This window comes from Gracilinema caldarium (genome assembly GCF_029265695.1).
In the GTDB taxonomy this organism is placed as follows: Bacteria; Spirochaetota; Spirochaetia; order Treponematales; family Breznakiellaceae; genus Gracilinema; species Gracilinema caldarium_A.
Map to the genome: position 1 here is coordinate 1 of NZ_JAJUHW010000016.1, position 26,802 is coordinate 26,802.

The following is a 26,802-nucleotide window of genomic DNA, read 5'->3' on the forward strand; positions in this document are numbered from 1 at the left end:
AGATCTGGCCATACCAATCAGCTCAGCCGGGCATTGGGAAGCTCTACAAAAAAGACCGTTTTCCCGGGAACACTAGAAAAACCAATAAGGCCCCCGTGGCTTTCGACTATCTTTTTAGATATATCCAGCCCAAGTCCAATACCTTCTCCATCCTTTTTCGTTGTAAAAAAGGGTTCAAAAATATGCGCCTGATTCTCCTTGGCTATTCCCTTGCCAGTATCGGTAATACTCACCCGGACCCGATCAGGTTCCAATAATTCAGTGCTAATAGTCAGTACACCTTGATAATCCATAGCTTGCAAAGCATTTTTAATAATATTAAACCACACCTGATCCAATTTTTCTGGAGACCCCTTAAGCAATATTCCCGTATATTGTTTCTGAACATTCACCCCTTGCTTTATAAAAGACTCCATTAAAACTAAAATGTTGTCGATCCGCTCTTCAAGCTTAAATTCGGTTTGAGATGCGGCTATTTCCGGCATGAGGTAGTATTGAATAGCACCTACTACCCGTGCGGCTTTCTCCGTTGCTAGATGAATTACTTCCGCCATATCCATGACAACCGCAAGCCGGCTCACCAGGGAAACAAGAAGGGCTGCGTCAGGGTACTTAAGCCATTCGAGAGGGATACTTGTTCCTGGCATTAAACCAATTTCTACCAGGTTCTCGGCTAAAAGAGCAGCGTTATCTATCCCTTCTGCGGACAGTATTTCTTCTGCTTTTTTATATAAGATAATTGATGAACTATCATTCTGTTTGCGGCTAATCTGTTTTTTCACGTACTGATACAATTCGATGAGACGGGCCTGGGAATGCTTGCCCAATGATGCAAAGTCTTCAAGAAATTTCTGAATCTCACTGACAAAGAAATTTTTAATAATATTGTCCGAAGATTGTATAGCACCCAGGGGGGAATTAAGCTCATGGGCTATGCCTGCAGAAAGGGTTCCCAGGGCAGTTAATTTTTCTGTTCTTACCAGCTGGTCCTGCGTTCTTTGCAGTTCCCTGAGAGATGCCTCCAAGGCGCAGGTACGATCTGCAACTTTTTCTTCCAGCTGTTCATTGAGATGCAGCAATTCCTGCCGGTGTTTGTAAATCTGCTCGCTCATTGAGTTAATAGTCGTAATCATCATATTGACATCAGGATAGGAACTTTCGGGAATTCGCTGCTGATATTCTCCTTCCTTGATACGATATAAACTTTCAAGAATAGGCGCTAATTCCTTATTTACCTTCGGATAAATAATAGAACGGAGCAATGTAATGGTAATAATGATCATAGCGCATATCGCGAGCAGAATTACTTTTAATAAATTAGCATTTACACTCCGGATCTGCAGGTCGCTGAAATCCAAACGATAGGACCCTAAAAATACATTGTTGTAATAAATCGTTCCTTCGCGGCTTTTAATCGAGGATCGGGGATCCCTGTTTGGTATGTCCAGCAGCACATTTGAATAGGATGAAATCAGCTGTATCCCCGAAATTCTTCCCGAGGAAAGCAGAGTCTGGCCAATCCGGATACACTGGTCATCATCCAATATATATAAGGGTATTTCCAGGATAGAAACAAATTCACTCGTTGTTCGCTCAGACTCCTGCTGTAGTTCCCTTGTCATGGTCTGGCTTATAAAAAAGAGGGCCCCAATTTCTACGAGGATAATGCCGAGGGAAGTAAGACCGATCAATAAAAAACCTATTTCATCAAGAAGATTTCTCTTTATAGATGTAAGCATGAATACTTTTTTCATGTTATTTATATTTTGCATGAATTGCCGTTATAGTTCCGTCCGATATCATATCTTTTATCGCACGGTTAACATCCTCTATCAGTTTGGAATCCTTCCATTTAGATGAAAATACGATAAATAGAGCCGTTTTTTGTTCCGGCTGCCACCGTGTCGGAACAAGAACACCGCGAAGACCATTTTGAGCCACATCCCAGCTGATGTTTGGTTCAGTACCGATAGCAAGATCAATTCGTTCAGATTCAAGCATTTTGAGAATAATTATTTCATCTTTTAGGTGCAATTTATTGATGGATGCATCGGAGTTATAAGGTTCAAAATAGGCGGAGCTTATAGATTGTCCGATTGTCAAACCTCGCAGGTCTTCATAGGATTTTAATTGATTCTCTCGTCCTTTCTTAGTATAAAATACAGGCTGTACCGTGCTATAGCTGGTAGGAACGTATAACATGGTATGAGTCCGCTCCTCAGTCCAAGCTACTCCAGTAAGCATATCAGCCTGATTATTTCGAATCATTTCAAGACAGCGGGCCCAAGAAGCGCTCGTAATTGTAACCTTTATGTTAAGCCGCTTTTCCAGTTCTCGGACCAGGTCTATATCAATACCGGTCCACTCATGAGGTTTATCGTTTGTGCCTATACGGTACGGAGCCCAAACTTCGTTCACCATGAGGATCTGTTGGGCGAAAAGACCGCTTTCAGCAATAACTGCTTGCGAGAAAAAGAGTGCAAGTATTAAAACCCGGACAGCGATCTTACCGGTTTTTCTCATGAAATACCCCATGAGAATTTTAAGAGACCGTTGATATGAATGTCAAATTTTCTCTTTTTTCTTACACAATAGCCTTGGCCATCCAGCGCTTGCTCTTCCAGCGGAAGAGCATAATAATACCCCGGATTGTTTCATCGGTCCCCACTGCAAGCCAAATACCGACCATGCCAAGACTAAAATGCAGCCCCAAAAGCCAGGCACCAAAGACTCCAAGGCCCCACATAGAAACAATGCCAACCATGACAGGGAACTTCACATCTCCCGCGCCTTTGAGGGCAGGAATAGTAATCAAATTGATAGACCTTCCGGTTTCCACATAGAACGAAACAAAGAGCATGTTGTAGGTTACCTGGGCAATTTCCTTAACATGGGTAAAGATCCCGATAAGCGGCTGCTTAAACAGATTAAGCAGCAAAACCAGGGTAAAGGATATCATGGTTCCCGCGAGCTGATACATAAATACCCTTTTGTACGCCGATTCGGGCTGCCGAGCCCCTACAAAATACCCAGTCTTAATCTGAGCCGCATTTCCAATCGACATGGCCGCCACAAACACAAACCGAACCAAGGTCTGGGCGTACACTTGAGCCGACATAGCATATGTGCCCAGGGTTGTAACCATGGCCATAATAACAATCTGCCCCACATTGTAGGAAAGGGCTTCCCCAGCGGAGGGCACACCGATCTCAAGAATCTTTCTATAAATTGATGCAGGGACGTTTCGCCAACCTTCGGCTTTAAACAAAATAGAATGATGGGACTTAATCCGCCAGCGGGTCATAAGGACCGCCGCAATTTGGGATACGACCGAAGAAACAGCCACACCAGCTACGCCGGTGACCGGGAGACCAAACCAGCCGTAGAGGGCCAAAGAATTGCCAAGCACATTTATAAGATTGGCAATAATTGAAATGTACATGGTATCCCGGGTATAACCATAGGTTCGCAGGACCGTCGACTGCAGCATGTTAAAGGCGATAAAAACCGAGCCAAAACCGCCAAAGATAACAAAGTACTGCCATGCGTAGAGCCTCACCTTCGGCTCCAGGGGATAGAGAGACAGGAGCCACCAGGAACCTGTCAGTACGAGCAAAGTCATCAAGAGGGCGAGCATCAAAATAAGAATAGTACTTGCCTGGGCAATAAGCCCCGCATCCTTTTTCCGATCCGCCCCGAGATATTGGGCCAGCACAATGCTGGAACCGGTACAAACAATAGTAAAGAGAAGTTGAATAAAAAACATGTACTGGGCAACCATTCCCACACCAGCTACCGCTTCCTGGGCATAGGAACTGAGCATGAAGGTATCGATAGATGAGACCAGCATCCTGAAAAGCGATTCCAGGAATATGGGCAGTGCGAGGGTCAGAAGGCTGACAGTACCGGGATTTACTGATTTTTGCGAATTCATGATTGTTTTTGTTACTCCACACGCAGCGCTATAGGCTGCGCTGCCAATAATAAACAATTTTCTAACATTGGTATAGATGGATGAAATTTTCCAACGAATTTTATACCGGGCATTAGTTCTTTATAAAATACACGAAACACCATTATCCACTTGCGCAACAAAGAGACAGCCAGTAGTATTTGAAAATCATTCTTTCTCTGGAGGCAGCGATGATACTCTGTTGCGGCGAAGCCCTTATCGATATGGTCCCCTACAAAACCCAGGATGGGATTGATACCTACCGGCCGCTCCCCGGAGGCAGTCCTTATAACAGTGCCATTGCCATGGGCCGCCTTGGTGCCCCGGTCAGCTTTATGGGCCGCCTTTCTTCTGACTTCTTCGGCACCATGCTGGTAGAACGGCTTCAAAAAAACAATGTCAGAACTGACCTCATTGTCCGCTCAAAACAAAATTCAACCTTAGCCTTTGTAAAAATAGAATCAGGGAAAGAGCCTCAGTATGCTTTTTACACCGAAGGCACCGCGGACCGTTCATTTTCGCTCCAAGACCTGCCCCACAAGCTGCCCCAGGACCTCCATGGAATACTCTTCGGGTCCATTTCCATGACCATGGAACCGGTGGCCAGCACCATAGAACAGTTTGTCCGCACTCAAAGCCAGCGGACAGACCCCAATGCGCCGGTTATATCCCTTGACCCCAACGTCCGGCCCGTCATGATTCATGACCACCGAGCCTATGTCAAACGGCTGGAAGGCTGGATCTCCAGCGCCACAATCGTAAAAATTTCCGGCGCCGACATGGAATATGTGTACCCATCCCTCTCGCGGGAAGCGGCGCTTGAAAAGGTGCTTTCGTTGGGCCCCACCCTCGTCGTGACCACCTTGGGCGCCGATGGTGCCCTGGCCATAGGGCGCCGAAAAGACGGCAGCCGCTTTAGCGCCACGGCCCCGGTCGTTCCTGTGAAAGTGGCGGACACCATCGGCGCCGGCGACACCTTCCACGCAGCCCTCCTCTCCTACTTTGAGCTGCAGGAGAAATTGAACCGTTCAGCTTTGGCAGAGCTTTCGGAGGCGGAACTTAAGGAAGCCCTGTTCTTTGCAAACAAGGCCGCATCCCTGGTTTGTACTAAACACGGTGCGGAGCCGCCCACCATGGCGGAGATGGATGCTTTGGAACTCTAAAATGGAATACCTGTTTGACGGAGTTCGGGAGTTCAGTACCCGGGACTTTTTAGAATATAAGAACCTCTTTAAGAAACTCGGCCGGGAACAGGCCCCCCATACCTTGTTCATCGGCTGTTCCGATTCCCGCATCGTACCAAACCTGATAACAAAGACCCTGCCGGGGGAACTCTTTGTTATCCGCAATATCGCCAACATTGTGCCCTATTACCGGCAGTCCGAAGAATACCTGGCCACAACCTCGGCTATTGAATACGCAGTTAAGGTGCTTAAAGTAGAAAACATCCTGGTCTGCGGACACTCGAACTGCGGCGGCTGCAAAGCCCTGTTTTTGGACAAAGAGCAGACCGCCGAAATTCCCCACACACAAAAATGGCTTGAATTAGCCAGCCGGGTAAAACAAAAGATAGAATCCGAAGCAATAACAGATGAAATAGAGCGGGAATGGAAAACCGAGCAGCTTAACGTGGTGGAACAGATGAACCACCTTATTACCTATCCTTATATTAAAGAAAAATACAGGAACAAGGAAATAAATATCCTCGGCTGGTATTACCACATCGAAACCGGAGCGGTCTTTAATTACCAGGCCGAGGAAAAACGGTTCATCAAAATAAACTAACAATTGGAACCGCCAAAAACACTGCTAAAAGTGTAACCGTACCTTAGCGCCCAAGAACCACTGGGACCAGGCGGTAAAGGGAACACCGAACCAGGTCGCGGAAAGACTGTCCTGGGTTTTCTGGGATTCGGGAACCAGACCGCCCTCTTCAAGCTGCACCAGGACCTTTACACCGCCGGTAAGATGAAGATTCCGCCCCAAGGGAAGCCCGAGGCTGATGCGGCCTGACGGATAGGGTTTGCAATAGGAAACCAAGGCAGCCTTGTCATGATCTACCGCAGCCTGATATATGGCATCGATATCTGAACCGATGGCCTGTTCGGCGGACACATCAACATCAACATAGGGACCGCCAAGCCTTACCCGGGTCCCGATACCGGCGCTCACCATGAGGTTATCATTGCGGACAAACCAGTCGCTGCGAGGGGCTCCCGCGCCAAGCACCATATAGAGGAAGGGGCTGCCGGCCTGCCAGTACACAAAGGCCGTATCCGTGGCGGGCATATAGAGGGCGCTCAGACTGTCGACCCCATTATTGCTTATATTGATGAACCCAATCTGCAGGCCCCGCAGTTCGCCGGTAATGTTCACAAACCCAATCTGCATACCGTTCACCGACTCGGCAATATTGAACATCTCTGCAATCTGGATGCCCTTAACGGTGGATGCGATATTAAAGAGTCCCGCAGCCTGGACTGAACCCTGAACCTTGTCTGCAATGTTAAATATACCGGCTAGCTGGGCTCCCCGTACCGAACCGCCTGCTATATTAAAGATCCCCGCACCCTGGAAGCCATCTACCTCGCCTCCTGCGATGTTAAAAACCCCCGCGCCCTGGAAACCGCCAATCTTTTTCCCCGAAATATTAAATACACCGGCACCCTGAAAACCGTAGCCCCTGTCATACATATTAAAGACTCCGGCCCCTGCAAAACCGTAAGAGGTATCAAAAGCAGCTCCGATAGCCGCAAAGGAGGCGGAAGTCCGGTAATAGCCTAAGGGAATGGAAAGGCCAGGCGTAAAGGAAAGCAGCACGGGCACATAGGGGACCTCTGATTCATTGTCCGCAGTATCAGAACCGCTGCTGGCAAGGGAACCTTGCGTCCCGCTGTCTTGCTTGCCCTTGTCCAGTTTTTCCTGGTATTTGTCCCGGGCTTTTTGCAGCACAGGATCATCAGATTCCTGGGCAGAAAGGGTTCCCGCCCCAAGGGCAAGAACTAGCATAACCGAAAGGAGAGAACGAACCGTAGCTTTCATTGTTGGCTCCTTATTATCCGACCGCACAGGCGCAGCACTGGCCCTGGCAATCCGGACTACAGTTCGGGGAACATTCATAAATCCCCGGATGCCTCGGATGAGCGCATCGGTTCCAATATAGCACAGGAGGTACAGTTTTTCAGGAATTACTCACTTTTGACAGGGGCAATTATATTGGTTAAGCTTGCACCCATGGGTGAATTAGAAACTATCCAGCAGCGCCGGGAAGGACCGAATACGGTGCAGAGTTTAGAACAGGACCTGCGCGCCGCAGGTCTTCGGCCTGGCATGACCGTACTCCTCCATTCGTCTCTCAGTTCCCTGGGCTGGGTTTGCGGCGGAGCAGTGACCGTTATTCTCGCATTCCAAAATGTTTTAAGCCTAGAAGGAACCCTTGTTATGCCAACCCATTCGGGAGACCTTTCCGATCCGGCCCAATGGGAACATCCTCCGGTACCCCGGGAATGGTGGGAAACTATCCGGGCTGCCATGCCCGCATACAGGAAAGATCGGACCCCCACAAGGGGCATGGGGACCATACCGGAAACGTTCCGTAAAATGGACGGGGTCCTCCGTTCTAGCCATCCCCAAGCATCCTTTGCAGCCTGGGGCAAGCACAAGGAATATATCACCCAGGACGAACACTATGATTTTGCCATGAACGATAAAAGTCCGCTGGGCCGCCTCTATGAACTGGACGGATATGTCTTATTGCTTGGGGTGGGACATGACCGCAACACGTCCATTCACCTCGCAGAATACCGAGCATCCTGGCCATCCAAATTGCTGATAAAAAACGGCATGCCGGTAGAGGAAGGAGGACACACATCATGGCAGGAGTTCGATGACATTGCCTATGGAGGAGAGGATTTTAATGAGCTCGGCAAAGCCTTTGAAAAAGCAGCAGGCATAAGCCCCTGCACCGTCGGGGACGCCCCTTCTCGCTTCTTTTCCCAGCGGCAGCTTGTGGACTTTGCGGTACGCTGGATAGAGGGAAATAGGGGGTAGATAAGCTAAATTCAAAAATCATCTGAATTTCAATTGCACACAATTCTAACCTAAGGCAAACAAGGATTTAACTATTTCCGCATAAAATTGCCGCGATGGAGGCAGAAATGCACATTGCAGTTGCGGGGTTAGGTTATGTAGGGCTGGCGAATGCGGTTCTTCTTGCGCGGAAGCATACCGTGTACGCCCTGGATATCAATGCAGAACGGGTTGAACTGGTAAATAAGCGGCAAAGCCCGATTGTAGATCCGGAGCTTGAAGCTATGCTTCGCACCAGCGCACTGAAGCTCATCGCCAGCACGGATCCTGCAACTGTTTTTAAAGATGCCGATGTGGCAATCATTGCCACTCCGACCGATTATGACCCGGTTACTAACTATTTTAACACTGAAAGCGTCGAACAGGTTATCGAAAGCATTTTAAAAATCAACAATGATACTTTAATTGTCATAAAATCTACGGTGCCGGTAGGATTTACCGCGGAGATGCGTAAAAAATACGGGACAAAACAGATTATTTTTTCTCCCGAATTTTTACGGGAAGGCCATGCCTTGTATGATACTATGTATCCTTCCAGGATTATCGTAGGGGGGACCGATGACCGGGCCCGCATTATTGCCCAGCTCTTGCAGGAAGCTTCAGAAAAGGCTGATGTACCGGTACTCCTCATGGAATCCTCGGAAGCAGAAGCGGTAAAGCTTTTTTCCAATACATACCTTGCGATGCGCATCGCCTATTTTAATGAACTGGATACCTACGCTGAGTCCCACGGACTGGACACAAAAAACATCATTTCCGGAGTCTGCTGGGATCCCCGGATCGGACATTTTTATAATAACCCGAGCTTTGGCTATGGGGGCTATTGCTTACCTAAGGACACAAAACAGCTTTTAGCCAATTACCAGAAGGTCCCCAACAGGCTCATCAAGGCCATCGTCAGTTCCAATACGACTCGAAAAGACTTTATTGCTGAGCGTATTATCGCAAAGAACCCTGAAACTGTCGGTATATACCGGCTTACCATGAAGGCAGGATCGGACAATTTTAGGTCCAGTGCCGTACAGGGGATCATGAAACGGATTAAGGCGAAGGGTATCCCTGTCATTGTATACGAACCGGCTCTTAAGGAACCGAGCTTTTTCCGTTCCCCGGTCTACCGGGATCTGGATAAGTTCAAACAGGAAGCGGATCTTATAGTATCCAACCGGCTCTATCCCGAATTAGATGATGTAAAACACAAAGTGTATACCCGGGACCTCTTTCAGCGGGACTGAGGCGGAAGGGCCCGCTCGTCGAGTTTAAAGAGATAGATGGCGGGCTCCTCGTAGGGGTGACTTTGCCTTAAGGCTTCGAGAACCTGGTTTACCGCATCGTCTGCCACAAGGAGTTCTATACGGTTTTCTGCAAAGCGCTCGTCCTGCCCAGTCGTGCCAATGAAAGGCGAGGAGCCCGCCAGGGGCCGAAAGCGGCCTTCCCCGGCACAGACAAAGGCACAGTGGTCATAGTTGCCGTAATTTCCAGCACCGGCAGCAAAAAGGGCAGAAAGGACAGCCTCGGTAGAGTGAGGGGGCACAAAGGTAACGAGGACATGCATGGGGCGTTCTAGACTCCTAAGCTCATGTTATAAGTTCCTCAGCATCACGGTAAAGCGGTTGGGCTCACCGGAATAGGCCCGTACCATGAGCAGCTTAGTTTGAGAATTGATGGGACCCCCGGCAGTAGACCGATTCGCGGTCAGATTTGGTAGCGAGTTGAGAGTTTCGGTAGTGAGCGACGTTGCGTTAATGCTTACCTTTATTGCAGTGGCTTTACCATTTTTTAGATGATCTATATTACAAATATAAAAAACAGCGCTGCCGCTTTCTTCGTGCCAGACAATCATGGTATCCACATGGGTTGGTACGGGCCGATATGTCTGGAATGCGGGGGGCGCCGGATTGAGATCGGGGAACTCTGGGTAATAGAGGTCCTTAAGGTAGATATCTGTACCATTCCACTCGGTAAGCGTAACTGCACCCTTGTACGTTCCATCGGCGGTAAAAACCCCAACAGCGGTCAAATATATCCCATCAAAAGAACCAGTCCTTACAAAGACCTGGTGCACCACCGCCACATAGTTCCCCGAAGGCGAAGGGAGCACCTCTATAACCGGTACAAGCCCGTCTTCCTCGTACATGGGTGAGCCGTCATAGCGAAATATAGACCGTATTTTCTCTTTCGGGATTGCAAGCTGGTAGCGGGCTCCAGTTTGGATATTCCGGACAATACCATAGGTAAGATAGGGGTAGTAGATTGATTGCGTTCCCCTGCGGTAGTAGACCGGCGCGCTTTGTATCCAGCCCTGGGCCGCATCTCCCCGCTCGTCGGCCCAACGGTACACTTCCCGGCGGTTTCCCAGGGTCCCGTCCGCCAGGTATACCACATTGGTCCAGTTCCGGGCCGACTCGTCAGCGTAAAAAGGAACCAGAGGGTTTGTCGTTTCATAGACCGACCTGATGATGGCGATTTCGTCATCCGATTCGGACCAGACCGCATTGGCCTCCACAAAGGACTGTACATAATTGGGCCACAAAAAACAGGAAGTGAACACCAAGGGCAGCATTAAGGCAACTAAAACAGCAGAAACTTTCATCAATATGAATATATCACCATTTTAATAATAATTTCCATCATGAGCGAGGATTGCTACAGCCGTTCCATTTCCGCCCGGGTCCGTTCCATGAGGTTCGCAATAGCTTCCCGTTCAAGGAGCTGTGGGTCAGGATATTGGGGTTCTCCAATGCGTACATATATGGTCTGGCCGAAAAGGAAACGGAGTAAGCCCCACTCTCGCCTGCGAAAACTAATCCGCAGGGGTACCACCGGAACAGAGGCCTCCACCGCAAGCTGAAAGGCACCCCGCTTAAAGGGCCGCAGCTCTGCATCAAAACGAACAAGCTCCCCTTCGGGAAATACATGGATGAATCGCCGCTGGCGCAGGAGCCGGGAAAGCTCGTAAAAAAAGATACGGCCCTCAGTAATAGTTTCCGGTATGGGAACGCTCCCCAGGGCGTTCACCAGAACACCCGCTACGGGAAGTTTAAAGTTGCTCGGCAGGGAGGTGAATATGGGCTTTTTAGGAAAGGCCGCAAGGCCCACCATGGCTGAATCCAGGGTATGTACATGGTTTGCCACGATGACCGCCCCGCTCTTTCTGCGAACCTTACGAAGTACTGGGCGGTTTTTAATCCGTACCCGCAGGACAAAGGTACAATAAAGCCAAAGCAGGGGAATCGCGATGGTATAATAAAACACAATGGAAAAAAGCCGTGTGGGGATCCCCTTGTTGATGCGCCGTTTGTAGTCCCGGCCGGGTTTCTGCTTTTCGAGCCGCTTCGTCTGCTCATCTTTCCGGGCCGCATCGAACATCTGCTCTGCCTTGCGGATAGAGTATTCCAGGCGGTAAACCTGGGCTCGTTCGCCGTAGGCCGCTTCCATTTTAACTCGTTCCTCAGGGTGTTCGATCCAGTAATCGCTTTTACGCGCCAGGTCCCGGCTGTCCCCAGCCTTAAAGAGGCTCCGCTCATCCAGGGCAAACTGGCTTGTGGCGCTCTTTTTACTGTCCGAAATGACCGGTACCTTGCCGCAGGCGATGGCTTCCAGGCAGGCAATGGCTTCTATTTCCACATCTGCAGCATGTACATAGAGGTCACAGGAATGGATCAGCTTGATGAGCTCTTCCTGCTTATAAAAACCGAAGCTGGGCGGATTTGTAAGCCCCGCAGCGAGGCGGCGCAGTTTCTTTTCCCGGGGCCCGGCGCCGGCCAGGTGCAGTTGAATGCGGCTTTCGTAGGCTGATCTTTTAATCGCCCGAATGAGTACGTCCTGGCGCTTTTCCGGCGCGAAACGGCCTACCATCAGTATATGGAAGATCTTCGATTCGGCACATCCTCTACCGGGGGCTCCTTCGGCTCGGCTCCCCGCAGCAAAATCCGCATTGGGCCGAAAAGCGGGCTCAAGGCTTGGCTCCGGCTGAAAAGCCAGCGCTGACTTAAGAGCCTGCTCAGGCCGAAATGCAGGACCAACTCCGTTCGAAATAACATGGAGTCTCCCGCTGTAATGGTGCCTCATAAGTTCCCGGGCAATAAAGGGCGAAGGGCAATGGATATGTTCGATCTTCCGGTAAAAACGGATGCGGAACCAATGGTATATAAAAGAAGCCAATGGAGCACCAAGTTTCCCGAGGCCTGCTCCATAGGTAATGTTTTCAGGCTGCACATGAAAGGCTGCTGTTGCGGGGACTCCCATTTTTTTAGCGAGCAAGAGTCCCCGGCGGGCAAGCTGCCAGGGCATGAAAAAATGAACCACATCAGCGCCGGTCAGGGCTTCCTGCATAACTTTATGATCATATTTTGCAAATAACATGGACTGTTTGTGGGCCACCGGAGTCACAATCGGTATATAGTGTTCTTTTAAGCTATACATGTCGGGGCCTTGAACGCCCACACTTACCACCCGAACCTGGTGGCCCCGTTCCTTAAGAGCTTCTACAAAACGATAGGCTGTCATGGTGGTCCCATTGGTCAGGATGCCATAATTATCGATAACAAACACAATGACCATAGACTGATCCTCATGGGCATTTTAATAAGCGCTGTATTCGTTCACAGCCACACATTATTAGGATAAAATAGTAGTGAATCCTATGTATTTGGTCGAGGGGGAACCGGCGTGAAAGATCTGGATAAAAATTTGATTCAAAGGACTTTGCAGACCCCATTGCCGGGCAAGACCGCACATCTAGCCATGGCCCCGCCCTGGCGGCGCGATGAACTTGAACCGAAAGCTCACTACCGTCCTTCGGCGGTGCTCATTATGCTCTATCCGGATTCTGGGAATTTGTTTTTTCCCCTCATACACCGCAGCAGCCATTTGAACCATCATGCAAACCAGATTGGCCTTCCCGGCGGAGCCCTCGAACCAGACGAAACAGCTGAACAAGCGGCTCTTCGGGAAACAGAAGAAGAAATGGGAATACCACAAGAAGAGATCAGCATTTTAGGACGTTTAAGTCCTTTGGGCCTTTCGTCTAGCGGATACACCATCCAGCCCGTGGTAGGATTCTGCGAACAGGTTTCCCATTTTGATCCCAACCCCCAGGAGGTAGCCAGCTGGTTCGCGGCTCCCCTTACCGACCTTTTAGATAGAAACCATATAATCGATTATAGGCTGGAAGACGGCCGTTATACCCCAGCTTATCTGCTTTTAGGAAAGCCCATTTGGGGCGCTACTGCGATGATATTGGCAGAGTTTGCGGTACTGCTAGAACTGGTAAGGCATTAAAGGGTGCAGTACCGCGCAGTGCAACAACATCCGCAATAAACGACAGAAAATAGCATTATTTTGCGATTATTTACAGAATATACAAAAACATCCCCTTGAATTTTATTATTTTCAGTCCTATAGTTTTGGCACTATGGACATCAAAAACCTCTTTTCACTGGGGAATTTCGTTCCCCGCACCTTTGAGATCGGCAAAAAATTCCCCTATTCGTGGGAAAGTCTGGCAAAAGATCTAGTGGCAGGGCTTACCGTCGGAATTGTGGCTCTTCCGCTCGCCATGGCCTTTAGCATCGCTGCAGGGGGCAGCCCCGCTCAGGGTTTATATACGGCGATTTTCGCAGGTTTTTTTATCAGCTTATTGGGAGGAAGCCGGTACCAGATTGCAGGTCCTACCGGAGCCTTTGTGGTTATCATTTTCGGTGTCATTAGCCGCCAGGGCATGGAAGGCCTTATTCTGGCAACCCTGCTAGCGGGCCTCATGCTCATCCTTATGGGGCTCTCTGGGTTGGGCAAACTTATTAAGTTTATACCCTATCCGGTAACTACGGGCTTTACTACCGGTATTGGGCTTCTCATTTTTTCCCAACAGGTAAAAGATTTTTTTGGACTGCAAATAGATAAGGTTTCTCCTGAGTTTTTTGAAAAATGGACCCAATATGTAGAAAATTTTCCCACGCTTAACCCCCTGACCATGGCGGTCGGCATGGGAACCATTGTAGTGATTCTCCTAATCCGCCGGTTTTTTCCCCGCATTCCCGCCTCTGTGGTAGGCGTGACCGTCGCGACATTAGGCTGCTATCTGCTGAAACTTCCGGTAGAAACCATTGGCTCCCGTTTCGGCGGTATCCCTTCTTCTTTGCCTGCTCCTACCATTCCTGCTTTCCACTGGAGCACCATTAAAGCGGTATTTCCCGATGCATTTACCATTGCCATGCTGGCGGCTATTGAATCCCTCCTGTCTGCGGTGGTTGCCGACGGCATGACCGGAGACCGGCACAATGCAAACATGGAACTGGTAGCCCAAGGGGTGGGTAATATCACCAGCGCTATTTTCGGTGGTATTCCTGCGACCGGCGCTATTGCGAGGACCGCCACCAATATCAAATCCGGAGCCCAGAGCCCTGTTTCCGGCATGGTCCATGCCATTACACTGCTCCTCTTTATGATTTTCCTTGCACCCATCGCATCAGTTATACCCCTGGCGAGCCTTTCGGCGGTCCTTATGGTAGTCGCCTGGGACATGAGCGAAGTTCACCGCTTCGTACGGATTATTAAGAAATCTCCCCGCAGCGATATGATGGTCCTACTTACCACCTTTGTTCTTACCGTGTTGATTGACCTGACCGTAGCGGTAGAAGTCGGTGTGGTACTCGCAGCCTTCCTCTTCTTAAGGCGCATGGTGGAGACCGCAGAAATTAAGCTTGGTACTCAAAACGTGGGATCTGAGCTTGTATATGGCAGTCCTGAGGACCAGCCCCACGATATGCCTCGGCATCCTAAGGATGTAGAAATTTACGAAATTACCGGGCCCTTCTTCTTTGGGGTGGCGGACCTTTTACAAGACACTCTTATGACCTTGGAAAAGAAACCACGGGCCTTTATTCTCCGTATGGGACAGGTCCCAGCGGTAGACACCGCCGGCATTGCGGCCCTAGAATCTTTTTTATCCTATTGCCGTAAACACCATATAGCGCTGTACCTCTCTGAAGTTAGAGAACAGCCCTGCAAAGCCCTGGAACGTGCAGGCTTTATAGACTCTTTGGGAACAACAAACCTTGTCGCCAAGGTGGAAGATGCACTAGAAGCGTTAAAATAAATAGGACCGCAGGCAGCCCCATGCTGCCTGCTAGACCTTACAAAATGAGCGGGATATACTCCCGGCTATGTCTAAAACAATAAAAAAATATGCAAATCTTCACCGGGCCCTGCATTATGTGGGAGATTCCCGGCGGCTCTTTGGTATCGGCCTCGTTTCAATATTGGTGGTAACCATAGGGCAGCTTTCAGGCCCCCTCATTCTCCGATCCATTATCGACGAATCAATCCCCCGGGGAGACTTAACAGGACTTATGATCCGTGCAGGGGCATATCTGGCCATACTCCTTGTCATGGGGCTCTTAAGCTATATGGGGATAATCACCATATCACGGTTGGGCCTGGAAGTAGTTACCCGCATTAAATACGACGTTTTTTCCCACCTTCTTACCCTTCCCGTTTCCTATTTCGATGCCCATCCGGTGGGGGAACTAATATCCCGTACAGAAAGTGACAGCGAACGGGTGAGGGAGCTTTTTTCCCAAATCGCCGTCACTATTATCGTGAACACCCTCTTTTTTCTAGGCATGCTGGGAGTTTGCTTCTACTTAGAGCCGAGGATTACCCTCTATCTCGCACTGGCAACGCCAACAGTCCTCATTTTAGTCATTTTCGTATTCGATAAACTCAGACATCTTTATGACCTTCACCGGCAGTATTATGCCCAGATACTCGCCCGCATTACCGAGTTTATCCAGGGCTGGGATGTTCTGCGGGTCTTTAACCGAGAAGCCTGGGCAATCGCACAGGTTGATGAAAGTTCGCGCAAGCGGCGGGATGTGGATGTAAAAAGCAGCATGCTCCAGTACGGCATTATGGGGGCTCTTAATTTTTCTCTCGGTCCCCTTTTTATGGTCCTTATTATTCTCTTTTTTGTTCCCCAGGTTGTACAAGGAGCCCTGACGGTGGGGACCCTTCTTGTGTTTTTTGAATACAGCCGCCGCATTTTTGAACCCCTCATGGCCATAGCCGAAAACATCCGGGGTATCCAGCAAGCCCGGGTTTCCCTGGACCGAATTTTCACAATCCTAGACTTGGAACCGGAAACTGCAAGCAGGCTGGAGGAGTCAGATGGGGTCATCCATTTTGAACATGAAATTGAATTCCGCCATGTCTGGTTTGCCTACAAGGGCGAAGACTGGGTTCTTAAGGATGTATCCTTTACGATAAAACGAGGAGAAACTATCGCGGTGGTAGGAGCCTCAGGCTCAGGGAAAAGCACCACCATCGGCCTCCTCTGCGGCTTTTATCGGCCCCAGCGTGGAGAAATTCTTATTGATGGACAGAACCTGGCAGCCATAGACCTATCCCGTTGGCGGCGGAGCATCGGCCTCGTGCTGCAGGACGTATACCTCTTTCCCGGCTCGATACTGGAAAATATACGGCTCTATGACGACTCTGTCGGCGAGGAACACATTTGGCAGGCTCTGGAGGCGGTTCATGGGGCAGACTTTGTGCGGGACCTGCCCATGGGGCTCGCAAGTGAACTGCGGGAACGGGGCGGAAACATATCAGCGGGGGAAAAACAGCTCCTTTCCTTTGCCCGGGCCCTGGCTTTTAATCCCCAGCTCATCATTCTCGATGAGGCCACCGCCAGTGTGGATGTCCGGACAGAACGGAAAATACACGAGAGCATGCAAGCACTATTTTCAGGAAGAACCGCCCTCGTGGTAGCCCACCGGCTTTCATCAATACAAAGCGCCGACTGTATACTCTTTTTTAAGGACGGCCAGATTGTACAACGGGGCCGGCACGAAGAATTACTCGCAGGCTTTCCGCCCTATGCGGAGCTGGTCAGACTCCAGTTCCCTAACCTGGACGAAGGAGGCGAGCGATGAAAAATACAGGGCACCTTCGCTGGATTTGGAACATTTGGCGGGAACGCAAAGGCTTAATCCTCCTCCTCTTTTTTCTCACCCTTCTTTCGAGCCTTGTGGCGGTGAGTTACCCCTACCTGACAAAAATACTCATTGATATGCTCCAAAAGCTTATCGAGTCCCATCCTTCCATGGCGCAGGTAAAAAAAGAAACCCTCCGTCTTGCGGGGCTTTTTATCGCTGTGGGGATGACAGGGCTTGTGGCATCCCTTTTCCCTGGGATCCGAGGGGCGGTGAACGTAGTTTTTGAGCACCTGATCCGCATGAAATATTTCAGCACCGTGTTGGTAAAGGACTATCGATTTTTTGCCACCTTTCGATCCGGTGACATTGTTACCCGGCTGACCGATGACATTTATGAATTCCCCAAGCTGGGCTGGTTCCTTTGTTCCGGAATATTCCGGGCGGTAGAATCGATCAGCAAGGTCCTTTTTTGTCTTGCCGCCATGTTTTTTCTTAACGGGAAGCTTACCCTGCTTTCACTTATTCCCCTTCCTTTGACTATTTTGGTGTTCTATATCGTCCAAGACAGGATTTATGACACGTTCCGGCGAAATCAGGAGGCGATATCGGATATTAACTCCCAGCTGGAGCTCAGTTTTTCCGGTGTCCGGATTATTAAGGCCTATGCCTGTGAACATAAGTACCGGCGTTTCTTTTCCGATGCCCTCGCCCGCCGCTTTAAGACCGAAATGGCGGTGGTAAAACTCGGGACGGTTTTGGATATGATCTACATGTATATCGACTATATTGCCCAACTGGTGGTCGTGTTTGCAGGGGGCTATATGGCGGTGCGCGGACAAATCAGCATTGGGACCTTTTATGCCTTTTACAATTACCTGGGAATGCTCATCTATCCGATATTGGATATTCCCCAGCTCTTCGTGTCCGGCAAACGGGCCTTTGTAAACATAGACCGCCTAGAGGAACTAGCCAGGTTTCCTGCGGCAGCGGCGACGGCCCAGCTTGCTGCCACTACGCCGCCCGCTACTATAACCGCGGACGATACGGGCACTGCGAGTAAAACCGCAGCCACCTATCCAAACCAAGCCCAGGTACCGCAATTCGAGGGCCTCTCGCTCAAACATGTGAGCTTCCGGTACAGCGACCGGGACTCCCTGGCTTTGCAGGGGGTAAACCTTTCGGTCCGCCGGGGTGAACGGGTTGCAATTCTGGGGGCCGTCGGCTCTGGAAAATCTACGCTGCTCAAAGTTATTGCCGGGCTGCTTCCCCCCCATGAGGGCCAAATTCTCCTTAACAATAAACCCATATCAGAATATCCGCAGGCCCTGGTTTCCCGCATGATGGCCTATGTCCCCCAGGAAGCGCTGCTCTTTTCGGGAACTATACGGGAAAACCTCGCCTTTGGCAGCCCCGGCCCCGGAAGCGATATTTCCCAGGAAGCATACGAAGAGGCAGTTACCATCGCCCAGATGAAAAAAGAGATAGAAGCCTTTCCTTTACAAGATAAAACTATGTTAGGTCAGCGGGGCCTAAGCCTTTCCGGAGGTCAGAAGCAGCGGCTTGCTATTGCCCGAGCCTTAGCCCGTAAACCCCAGGTGCTGCTTTTAGACGATATGACCGCCAGTCTCGATGCGGCCAACGAAGAGCTTCTCTGGCGAGCCCTGACAGAACAATATCAAAATATGACATCTCTTGTAGTCACCCACCGGCTTTCCACACTGCAGTATGTGGACCGTATACTCTTTTTCGAAGACGGTATTGTACAGGCCTTTGGAAGGCATGAAGAACTCCAAGAAACCTGTCCTGCCTATCGCGCTTTTATCCAAGAGCACATGCAGGGAAAAATGTAGTATACTGGCAGTATACGGAGGGATTACTATGGCAAAGGGGCTCATTGTTTATGTAACGCGAAGCGGAAATTGCCGCCATCTCGCGGCCATGGCGGCACAGGAAACAGGGTTTCCGGTACATGAAATAGAGGATCTGGTAAATAGAAAGGGTATATTCGGCTGGCTTTACGCGGGCTTTCAAGCTACCACGGGAGCAGCATCACCGATACGGGAGCCAGAGATTGATCTTAACGATGTAGAGTCCATCATTTTGATATATCCAGTGTGGGCTTCTTCAGTCTGTCCGCCAATTCGCACCTGGCTCAAACAGCACCACAATAAACTTATCAACAAACAATTCGGCCTTATCGCAAGCAACCTGGGCAGCCCGGGAGAGCGGGTGCAGGCAGCCTTTGAGCGGGAATTTTTCCCCCTTAAGGCTTTTGCTATCATCAATGAAAAAGAACCTGTACAGACTAAACAGGACCTTATTCGCGCCTTCGTCTCCCAGATGGTTAAAAATGAATAGAAGCCGATGACTATGTAGCCGAAGCCATCGAACGCTGTATAAGCGGGCTGTGGGAATTGCATGCCGCTTTAAACCCCTCACCAGGGCAGCAACAGCAGACCTAGAAAAGGTTGTGGCGGGTCCTGTGCCCCTTTTCCCAATTAAAGAGTAGACAACACAAGCACAAGCGGTATAAAGGACAGCGGATTACAGGTCTTGCAAATCCTCAAAGGTTAACCCGGTCACTTCTGCAATCTCCTGAAGCGGCATTCCTTTTTCTTTCAGTTTCCGGGCGGTCTCCAGCTTTCCTTCTAGCTTTCCTTCTAGTTTGCCTTCGCGTTTGCCCTGAAAAAGTCCCTGTTGCAACAGTTCCTGTTCCCATTTTTTAATCGTCGTAGCCAGCATGGCAGGCACCTCCCTGAGTTGGGATAGTTCCGTTACCCAGTCGGGCACGGGTTGGGAAAACAAGCCGTACAGCCAGCGTACAAAGGCTTGATACACTTCAGGTTGTTCCTGCTGCAGAATCTCCACAATCTCCTGTAAGACCGGTACCAGTTGATCCCGGCTGCTCGTCTCCACCAAAAACAAAGCCCCAATGAGATTCTTCAGCGACAAAAGCCGTTCCCGACTGAATTCGTTCTCCGCTATTTTAAAATAGCGAAACCGGGGAATATAGTCCAGACCAATCCGTTGATCTACTAAATCAGCCATATTCTCAGGAGCAGTCCACCGGCCGTCCCCATTGTACAGTAGGATGGGGAAAACCGCCGGCAGGTTTTTCATGGCTGGTCGGGCCTTAATCAAGCTCCCATAGAGTTCCACCGTATAACGAAGCATCCTCAGTGCCATAAAGCGGTCCACCGTGGACTGAAACTCAATTAGGATGTACAGGTACACTTCGCTACCTGAACGTAGGGGAATGCGCCAGATCAGGTCTGACTCAGCCTTGTTCCGGGATAGGGTAACAAATGATGTATCTACCTTGCTAGCCCTGGTAAAATCAAGCTCATCCACCCAGGGGGATCTTACACAGGAAGTAAGAAGCTCCTTCAGAATCTGGGGATGGGAAAAAAGTTCCTTGTAACTTTTATCATAACTATCCTTCATGAGGATAGTACAGGAAAAGATGGATAGGCTGCGTTAACTAGATATGAAGCAAGTGGGTGGTTCTTTTGTCCCTGATACAAAAATAAAGCCCATCCTGCTGGATGGGCCGTCATCAGCTCCCCCGCCCGGGCTCGAACCAGGGACCCAGTGGTTAACAGCCACTTGCTCTGCCGACTGAGCTACAGGGGAATGGGCTGTACGTATCGTACGTTCGGCACTATAGCTAAAATAATTTTTTTTGTCAATAGCCAGTGCTTTCAGAAACTATTCATTTTTATATGGACTCATTAAGGTGCTACGAGCCCAGTAATACTCCTGATTGCCCTCACTTCCTGTTCAGACCAGGGAGTGCCATCGGGCCTAAAGATATCGTGGAACCATACTTCCGGTTCCTCCGAGCCCGGGCGGGAGCCCCACGGATATATGGTTTGTGTTTTCCCCGACACAAGGCCCCAACTCATGGCCCCGACACCCCATTCACGAAACAAGGGCAGGTGGGTTTCGAAACGGCTGTTTTGTGTTCGGGCCATGTATTCGGTACAAACTAAAGGTTTACCATAGGCTGAAAGGGCTTCTATTTTGGAGCGAAGCGTATCAAGGGGGGAATAATCGTGAAAAGTGATAATATCCGAGTTACGGATAAGAAATTCGTTGAGCCCCCTAAACCAGGATGAGCCCTTCCAAATGCCCGCTGTCACCGGCTGTGATGGGTTCATTTGCCGAGCCCAGCGAAAGGTGAGCCCCAGCAAGCGGGTAGAATTGGGCAAAAACCCAACCGAGTTGCCGATCTCGTTGTACAGGTCCCATGCGTAGACCCGTTCATCAAATTGAAATTCCGAAATAATACCGCTCACATAGTCTTCTAAGAGGGGCCATGCTTTTTCATCGTTGATAAACCGTGAGGTCGGCGATCGAACCCAGCCTGAGTTGTGCACCCCTTTTCGAGGTTTGGGCTGCCGGCCCGGATGGGCCCTATCGTTCCAACAGTCATCAAAAAGAATGAACATGACCGAAAGCCCCCGAGAGGCTGCGAGGTCAAGAAAGCGTTTTATTCTATTGATGAACGACTCCCGGTCATGTCGCCAGAGTATGTCATGGAGGTACACCCTGAGGGTGTTAAAACCGAGGGATTGGGCAAGATCCAATTCTTTTGCAATAAGTTCTGGAGTAAAGGTATCCCGCTGCCACATTTCCAGCTGGTTTATTGCGTTGGAAGGTATATAATTGCAGCCCACCGGCCAGGGGTGCGCTGCGTACCATGCCTGGGCTCGTTTCGTGGGCCATACAAGGTCGGAACTGAGTCCTGCGGCTGTTTCGATTTCTTCGTACTCTAAATCTTTACGTACCCCAAAACGTTCCCAATGCTGGGTTATCCCCAACCACCGAAGCCCCATAAATATTCGGAGGTCAAGCCTGTTTTCCCCGGCAATTTGCATTTCTACATCGTAATAGGTACCGTTTTCAGGGTTATAGAGCTTGCCGCCCTTCCAGAGACTATCTTTATAGACAAGTCCGTAAAACAGCCTACTGCCTAAGAGAGACCGTCCCCGCAAGGCTGGATCAGGATTAGCCATATCCCGTTCACCGTTTTCAAGCCCCTCCGTAAGGTAGCCTGCATATCCGTCAGCTTCCGCCACAATATCCACCCGAAAACGCCACCCCTCGGTCATCCAGGAACCAAGAATCGCATCTGCTGGTATGGTATTCATATGGTTAGTATAGCATGAGAGAAATATAAAGGGTAAATTTTTATCGACAGTTGTGTAATTTAAAAGTAGATTACTAATCTTAAAGTTTTAAAATTGTTTTTATGATAGCTTGCGGATAAAACACAACCGCAAGCTATCTAATGCTTTTAATGCTGCTATTTAACTTTTAATTAACAGATAGGAATTCATTAGGATCGATCATATTTAATTCAGCAAGGGAAAGATTAATAGAGGACAATAAATTATTGTTGTCATCGTATACTTTTAGCGTTGACTGTTTAGCTACGAGAGCTGCCTGCAAGTCAGAAAAGCCTTCTGTTTCGCTTAAGAAATCAATATTATTTTTACTATAATCAAAATCATAGCTGAGAATAAATTTGGCACCTGCACCATCGCTATTTCGTTTAACAGAAATCGCAAAGCCAGCTTGAACAGTCATAGTGAGGTCCAAATCTATAGATACAGAATTACTATCATTATCGGTCGTTATATCCATAATTTCTTTTACTTGAAAATTATTAATTGTTTTCTCTTTATAGGTATATGTAGAACTACTTGTTTCTGGCAAAATAACATTATTTATTATACCGGTAAGCTTTTGATTTATTGATACATTGTACACAAAATTATTTGTTGTCGAACTCGAAGTTATTATTGTTTCATCCATTGATCCTGTTAAAGTGATAGCTCCTCCACCAATAGTTAAAACCTCATTAATTGGGGTTGTTTAAGTTTCCCTCGCGAGGAGATTTCTACTCTCATTGCTTGCAGCACTTTGTATCTGTCTCGATAAAACCTTTGAGATGTTATTGTAAGAACTAGTACTGTTTAAGTCCACTGAATTTAAGTTCAAAACAGCATCACTAAATAAAGCTTTTGCGTCATAGGCTGTACTGGGAACTGTTCCTCCGGAAGCAGATATAGTTGAGGGACTCCCCATGTCTGGAGCGCTTGGAGCGTTCACTGTATCCTTAGTTCCCATGAGATCGCAGCCTGTTACTAGCGCTAGCAAGCAGACCAAACAATTTCTCATTTTTCATCCTTAATACCCCTTTTACACTAAAATGTGGTTTTTATCATATCATAAAATCACATTAATTCAATTATTTTTTATAGAAATAAGTTATGCTACAATACTTACAGGATGGCTAATGTGAATACACTGATGAACAACAACACCACAAATAACAGTGTACTTGAATTATTTATTCGTTTTAGTTTTATATTCCTGACTTTCCTACTTTACATTCTAGCAGCAGCTTGCTTTGGCCAGGATTACATGGGATTAATGCAGGATAGTCTTTTTAACCAGGTTAGACTTGTATTTTTCGTATTAATAACACTCGCTCCGTTATTGTTTATCCCTGTTGTGCCCGTCATTAACGGAGCCACTTTAGGAAGTCTTGGCTGCATACTCTTTATCGCATTAGCTGTGGGAGCAGACCTTTCACTCTTAATTCCGATCATGTTTCCCATGCTCTATGCTGTATCACTGCAATTATCATACTTACAGACCCTTTTCTGGATTATATTTACTAATACAAGCATACTACTTGCCCTCAATACTCACAACGCTTGGGGGACCCCCGTCATGGAAGGGACGATTTACAATAAACTTATGTTCGCGATGATTTCAGTCATTGTGACTTTTCTTTTTTTGTTATTAAAACGGCAATATTTGTATATTAAAAATCTGACCGCTTCTATAGAAAGACTCGATCAAGCCTATCAAAAGGTTGTAGATGCAAATCTCGATTTCCAAACCTATGCACTCTTTGCTCGGGAGGAAGCCATGGAAAAAGAACGACGGCGGCTCGCCGGGGAACTTCATGATATCATCGGTTACTCACTGACCAATGTCATCATGCTTATACAGGCTGCACAGATCGGTAAAGGAGACAGTGAACAGACCCATGCAATACTAGAAAAGGCTCGGCTCCATGCAGATGAAAGTCTTAAAGAAGTACGATATGCCTTGGCTACTCTGCGTGCGGAACCAGCAGACCGGCCTCGGGGAGCTAACTTGTTCCTTAAGCTTACCCAGACGTTTCAAGAGGTTACTGGAGTAACCATTTCTGTTGATTTTGCAAATATTCCTTCCCTTTTGCCGGTGAAAACAGAAAAAATAATCTATCGCCTTATACAAGAAGGCCTGACCAATGCATTCCGGCATGGAAAAGCAAGTGAAATCTCTATAAGCTTTTGGTATGAGCAGAATAGCATAACCTTACGAATCCGCGATAATGGGAATGGGGGATCATCTCTTATAAATCAGAATACTGATCATATAGTAGAAAGGTCAGGTATTGGACTAGCGGGCCTGCAAGAGCAGGTAGAACAACTGGGGGGCAACTTTACAGCAGGAGCTGTCTCTGGTGGTTTTATTTTAGAAGCAACAATTCCGGTACAAGAAACTGAAGAAGGAAATAAATAATGAAAAATATAATTAAAATTTTACTCGCCGATGACCAATATTTATTCCTTGAAAGTCTTAAACTGGTACTGGAAAGCCTTGCAGAAGACTTGCGGGTCGTTGGTACGGTCAGCAATGGCGAGGAAGCCCTTAATTTTCTTGAACGAGAACAGGTTGATGTAGCCCTGCTTGATGTTCGGATGCCTATTTTGGACGGGGTACAGGCAGCGGGCGAAATTCATAAACGATGGCCCTCAGTTTCGATCATCATGCTCACAACTTTTGAAGACGACGAGTATGTGTCGGAAGCCCTTAGGCGGGGAGCCCAGGGATACCTCTTGAAAAATATAGCCCCCCATATGCTGGTTTCTGCTATACGGGCGGTACGGGACGGTTCAATTCTGATTGCTCCGGACTTAGCAGGACACCTCGCTCAAGCGCTAGCAGGTGCAAATAACGTAGGAGGTCCATCAGGTATCGGAAATAAAATGTCTGGAGAGCTTCGGCTGCCTGATTGGTACTACAGCCTCACCCCACGGGATAAAACCATCATCAGCTTTATTCTCAGAGGAATGACTAATAAGGAAATTGCTGCAGCAGCCCACCTGGGAGAACAAACGGTTCGGAATTATATTTCAGCTCTCTATGACAAACTACAGGTATCGGATCGCAGAGAAGCAATTAATGTACTGCGTTCTATCGACCCTTGCTGGTTTGTATAAAGAACTATCACACAAAAACTATTTTAGTATCAAAATAACACACACAGGATGTAATGAAAATTACTACATAAGTACAAATTCAATTACATTCGTAACTGGGCTTCATCCTATTCTAGGCTGATACTATAACTGTGCCACTTAATGCGGAAAGGGGCTTAGATTCTCGATAAAAGGAGTATGCTATGAAAAAGGTAATGATGGTTTTTGCGGTGCTTGCATTGCTCGCAAATGGAACACTTCTATTCGCAAACGGAACATCCGATACGGGTGCCAGCGGAACAAAAGAAACGGTGAAACTCGTTATGGGGTCCTGGCGGGCAGATGATGTGGAACAGATGAAGGGACTTTTGACAGAATATACAAAAACCCATCCCAATGTGATTATTGAATTCAAACCCACAAATCCACCGGATTACAATGCAACTCTACGGCTCCAACTCACAAGCGGTTCAGGACCGGATCTCATGTATGCACGGTCTTATGCAACAGGCATACAACTCTTTAACGATGGATTCTTTGCTGATGTGTCTAATATACCTGGGCTTAAAGAAAATTTTTCCGAAGGAGCCCGCTCTCCTTGGATGACCAATGATGGCAAATCTTTCGCAGTTCCCTTCGTGGCTGTATCTCACGGTATATACTACAATAAGGACATTTTTAATAAGTTGAGCCTTAAAGTTCCTGAAACCTGGGAAGACTTCCTTAAAGTTTGTGCAAAAATTAAAGCCGAAGGAATACCCCCCATCGCCAACAGCTTGGGAGATGAATGGGACATTGCGGAAGTAGTCTTTATGAGCATTGCTCCTAACTTTATCGGAGGCCGAGAAGGCCGGCTTGCCTATGAAAGCGGGAAGCGGCCTTGGAACGATACAAATATGGTTGCTGCTTTTCAAGCTATGAAAGATCTTGTGCCCTATCTACCTGTGGGTTTCGAAGCCCTCACCTATAACGATTCCAACGCCCTTTTTGCGACTGGAAAAGCCGCTATGTATTTTGACGGCTCTTGGTCATTAGGAACCTTTAAAGATGTACCCTTCCAGTGGAGCGTTTTTGCCCCTCCTCCACCTAAAGGCAAGGCTCCTCAGCTCTGTTTCCATGCAGATGCAGGCATTGCAATGAACACTAAAACCAAATATCCCAAAGAAGCTTCTGAATTCCTTGCCTGGATAGCCTCCAAAGAAGGAGCTACCATAGCAGCAAAGTATCTGCCAACAGGATTCTATCCTATGATAAATACTCAGATAACAATCGCGGATCCTCATGCTAATGAAATGCTCGCTCTTAACAAAGGCCGAGGTCTCGATGTCCGGCTTGCTTGGCCGAGGCTCATGGAAGGCGAACCTTCTGGGTATAACCTCATCATGTATGGATCCATTCAAGTCATGAAAGGAATTAAAACACCCCAACAAGCTGCTGATGACCTTGCTGTTGGTCTTGCAAAATGGTTTAAACCAACGAAGTAACAATTAAATACATATTGGAGGTGTTCGAATCATACAACTCGGACATCTCTATTCTTTGGAAATAAAACCAG

Annotated in this window: 22 protein-coding genes and 1 tRNA gene; 12 read left to right on the forward strand and 11 right to left on the reverse strand. The window is 48.3% G+C overall.

What is annotated here, in order from left to right; translation table 11 throughout:
* Positions 1 to 17: 17 nt before the first annotated feature.
* From Q7P68_RS06935 to Q7P68_RS06945, 3 genes are all read right to left on the reverse strand, one after another.
* Complete coding sequence (locus Q7P68_RS06935; RefSeq protein WP_304224365.1) at positions 18 to 1,754, reverse strand: sensor histidine kinase; 1,737 nt, start codon at positions 1,752 to 1,754, stop codon at positions 18 to 20.
* A gap of 1 nt (position 1,755) precedes the next feature.
* Positions 1,756 to 2,523, reverse strand: coding sequence for a substrate-binding periplasmic protein (locus tag Q7P68_RS06940; protein WP_304224366.1), 768 nt, complete (start codon positions 2,521 to 2,523; stop codon positions 1,756 to 1,758).
* A gap of 61 nt (positions 2,524 to 2,584) precedes the next feature.
* Complete coding sequence (locus Q7P68_RS06945) at positions 2,585 to 3,934, reverse strand: MATE family efflux transporter (RefSeq protein ID WP_304224367.1); 1,350 nt, start codon at positions 3,932 to 3,934, stop codon at positions 2,585 to 2,587.
* A 209-nt stretch (positions 3,935 to 4,143) separates the two neighbouring features.
* On the opposite strand from Q7P68_RS06945, the gene Q7P68_RS06950 reads away from it, so the two are divergent.
* Entirely contained in the window at positions 4,144 to 5,115 is a 972-nt protein-coding gene (locus Q7P68_RS06950) for a carbohydrate kinase family protein (protein WP_304224368.1), read from the forward strand.
* Position 5,116: 1 nt separating this feature from the next.
* Positions 5,117 to 5,737, forward strand: coding sequence for a carbonic anhydrase (locus Q7P68_RS06955; RefSeq protein ID WP_304224369.1), 621 nt, complete (start codon positions 5,117 to 5,119; stop codon positions 5,735 to 5,737).
* Positions 5,738 to 5,761: 24 nt separating this feature from the next.
* Here the strand turns inward: Q7P68_RS06955 and Q7P68_RS06960 are convergent, their stop codons facing one another.
* On the reverse strand, positions 5,762 to 6,994 hold the full coding sequence (locus Q7P68_RS06960) for an LA_2272 family surface repeat-containing protein (RefSeq protein WP_304224370.1): 1,233 nt from the start codon (positions 6,992 to 6,994) through the stop codon (positions 5,762 to 5,764).
* Positions 6,995 to 7,186: 192 nt separating this feature from the next.
* On the opposite strand from Q7P68_RS06960, the gene Q7P68_RS06965 reads away from it, so the two are divergent.
* Together Q7P68_RS06965 and Q7P68_RS06970 are read left to right on the forward strand one after the other, a co-directional pair.
* Positions 7,187 to 8,002 carry an AAC(3) family N-acetyltransferase gene (locus Q7P68_RS06965; RefSeq protein WP_304224371.1) on the forward strand — a complete coding sequence of 272 codons (816 nt, stop codon included), beginning with the start codon at positions 7,187 to 7,189 and terminating at the stop codon, positions 8,000 to 8,002.
* Between the two features lie 107 nt (positions 8,003 to 8,109).
* Complete coding sequence (locus Q7P68_RS06970) at positions 8,110 to 9,276, forward strand: nucleotide sugar dehydrogenase (RefSeq protein ID WP_304224372.1); 1,167 nt, start codon at positions 8,110 to 8,112, stop codon at positions 9,274 to 9,276.
* Here Q7P68_RS06970 and Q7P68_RS06975 read toward each other — a convergent pair.
* Genes Q7P68_RS06975 through Q7P68_RS06985 form a run of 3 tightly spaced genes read right to left on the reverse strand, consistent with a single transcriptional unit; the run spans position 9,264 to position 12,604 of the window.
* Positions 9,264 to 9,596 carry a YqfO family protein gene (locus tag Q7P68_RS06975; RefSeq protein ID WP_304224373.1) on the reverse strand — a complete coding sequence of 111 codons (333 nt, stop codon included), beginning with the start codon at positions 9,594 to 9,596 and terminating at the stop codon, positions 9,264 to 9,266. The genes Q7P68_RS06970 and Q7P68_RS06975 overlap by 13 nt on opposite strands.
* A gap of 27 nt (positions 9,597 to 9,623) precedes the next feature.
* A complete protein-coding gene (locus Q7P68_RS06980) occupies positions 9,624 to 10,634 on the reverse strand; it encodes a hypothetical protein (protein ID WP_304224374.1) in 1,011 nt (336 codons plus the stop codon).
* A gap of 53 nt (positions 10,635 to 10,687) precedes the next feature.
* Complete coding sequence (locus Q7P68_RS06985; RefSeq protein ID WP_304224375.1) at positions 10,688 to 12,604, reverse strand: glycosyltransferase; 1,917 nt, start codon at positions 12,602 to 12,604, stop codon at positions 10,688 to 10,690.
* 108 nt (positions 12,605 to 12,712) lie between these two features.
* On the opposite strand from Q7P68_RS06985, the gene Q7P68_RS06990 reads away from it, so the two are divergent.
* The 5 genes from Q7P68_RS06990 to Q7P68_RS07010 all read left to right on the forward strand — a co-directional run bounded on the left by Q7P68_RS06990 (position 12,713) and on the right by Q7P68_RS07010 (position 19,338).
* The gene (locus tag Q7P68_RS06990) at positions 12,713 to 13,324 is read left to right on the forward strand and encodes an NUDIX hydrolase (RefSeq protein ID WP_304224376.1); all 612 of its coding nucleotides are present in this window, start codon (positions 12,713 to 12,715) and stop codon (positions 13,322 to 13,324) included.
* Between the two features lie 133 nt (positions 13,325 to 13,457).
* Positions 13,458 to 15,140, forward strand: a complete 1,683-nt coding sequence (locus tag Q7P68_RS06995; protein WP_304224377.1) for a SulP family inorganic anion transporter — start codon at positions 13,458 to 13,460, stop codon at positions 15,138 to 15,140.
* A gap of 67 nt (positions 15,141 to 15,207) precedes the next feature.
* Positions 15,208 to 16,977 carry an ABC transporter ATP-binding protein gene (locus Q7P68_RS07000; protein WP_304224378.1) on the forward strand — a complete coding sequence of 590 codons (1,770 nt, stop codon included), beginning with the start codon at positions 15,208 to 15,210 and terminating at the stop codon, positions 16,975 to 16,977.
* Positions 16,974 to 18,830, forward strand: a complete 1,857-nt coding sequence (locus tag Q7P68_RS07005) for an ABC transporter ATP-binding protein (RefSeq protein ID WP_304224379.1) — start codon at positions 16,974 to 16,976, stop codon at positions 18,828 to 18,830. Before Q7P68_RS07000 ends, Q7P68_RS07005 begins: the two co-directional genes overlap by 4 nt.
* A gap of 28 nt (positions 18,831 to 18,858) precedes the next feature.
* Positions 18,859 to 19,338 (forward strand): flavodoxin family protein, encoded by a 480-nt coding sequence (locus Q7P68_RS07010; protein ID WP_304224380.1) that lies wholly within the window; start codon positions 18,859 to 18,861, stop codon positions 19,336 to 19,338.
* 186 nt (positions 19,339 to 19,524) lie between these two features.
* Here Q7P68_RS07010 and Q7P68_RS07015 read toward each other — a convergent pair whose 3' ends face one another.
* From Q7P68_RS07015 to Q7P68_RS07030, 4 genes are all read right to left on the reverse strand, one after another.
* Positions 19,525 to 20,424, reverse strand: coding sequence for an Rpn family recombination-promoting nuclease/putative transposase (locus Q7P68_RS07015; RefSeq protein ID WP_304224381.1), 900 nt, complete (start codon positions 20,422 to 20,424; stop codon positions 19,525 to 19,527).
* A gap of 116 nt (positions 20,425 to 20,540) precedes the next feature.
* A tRNA-Asn gene (locus Q7P68_RS07020) sits at positions 20,541 to 20,613 on the reverse strand.
* Between the two features lie 98 nt (positions 20,614 to 20,711).
* Entirely contained in the window at positions 20,712 to 22,133 is a 1,422-nt protein-coding gene (locus tag Q7P68_RS07025) for a DUF2147 domain-containing protein (RefSeq protein WP_304224382.1), read from the reverse strand.
* 166 nt (positions 22,134 to 22,299) lie between these two features.
* A complete protein-coding gene (locus Q7P68_RS07030) occupies positions 22,300 to 22,800 on the reverse strand; it encodes a hypothetical protein (RefSeq protein ID WP_304224383.1) in 501 nt (166 codons plus the stop codon).
* A 486-nt stretch (positions 22,801 to 23,286) separates the two neighbouring features.
* Here Q7P68_RS07030 and Q7P68_RS07035 point away from each other — a divergent pair, with 486 nt between their 5' ends.
* From Q7P68_RS07035 to Q7P68_RS07045, 3 genes are all read left to right on the forward strand, one after another.
* A complete protein-coding gene (locus Q7P68_RS07035) occupies positions 23,287 to 24,567 on the forward strand; it encodes a sensor histidine kinase (protein WP_304224384.1) in 1,281 nt (426 codons plus the stop codon).
* The gene (locus Q7P68_RS07040; RefSeq protein ID WP_304224385.1) at positions 24,567 to 25,268 is read left to right on the forward strand and encodes a response regulator transcription factor; all 702 of its coding nucleotides are present in this window, start codon (positions 24,567 to 24,569) and stop codon (positions 25,266 to 25,268) included. Before Q7P68_RS07035 ends, Q7P68_RS07040 begins: the two co-directional genes overlap by 1 nt.
* 182 nt (positions 25,269 to 25,450) lie before the next feature.
* The gene (locus Q7P68_RS07045; RefSeq protein ID WP_304224386.1) at positions 25,451 to 26,731 is read left to right on the forward strand and encodes an ABC transporter substrate-binding protein; all 1,281 of its coding nucleotides are present in this window, start codon (positions 25,451 to 25,453) and stop codon (positions 26,729 to 26,731) included.
* The last annotated feature ends 71 nt before the right edge of the window (positions 26,732 to 26,802 follow it).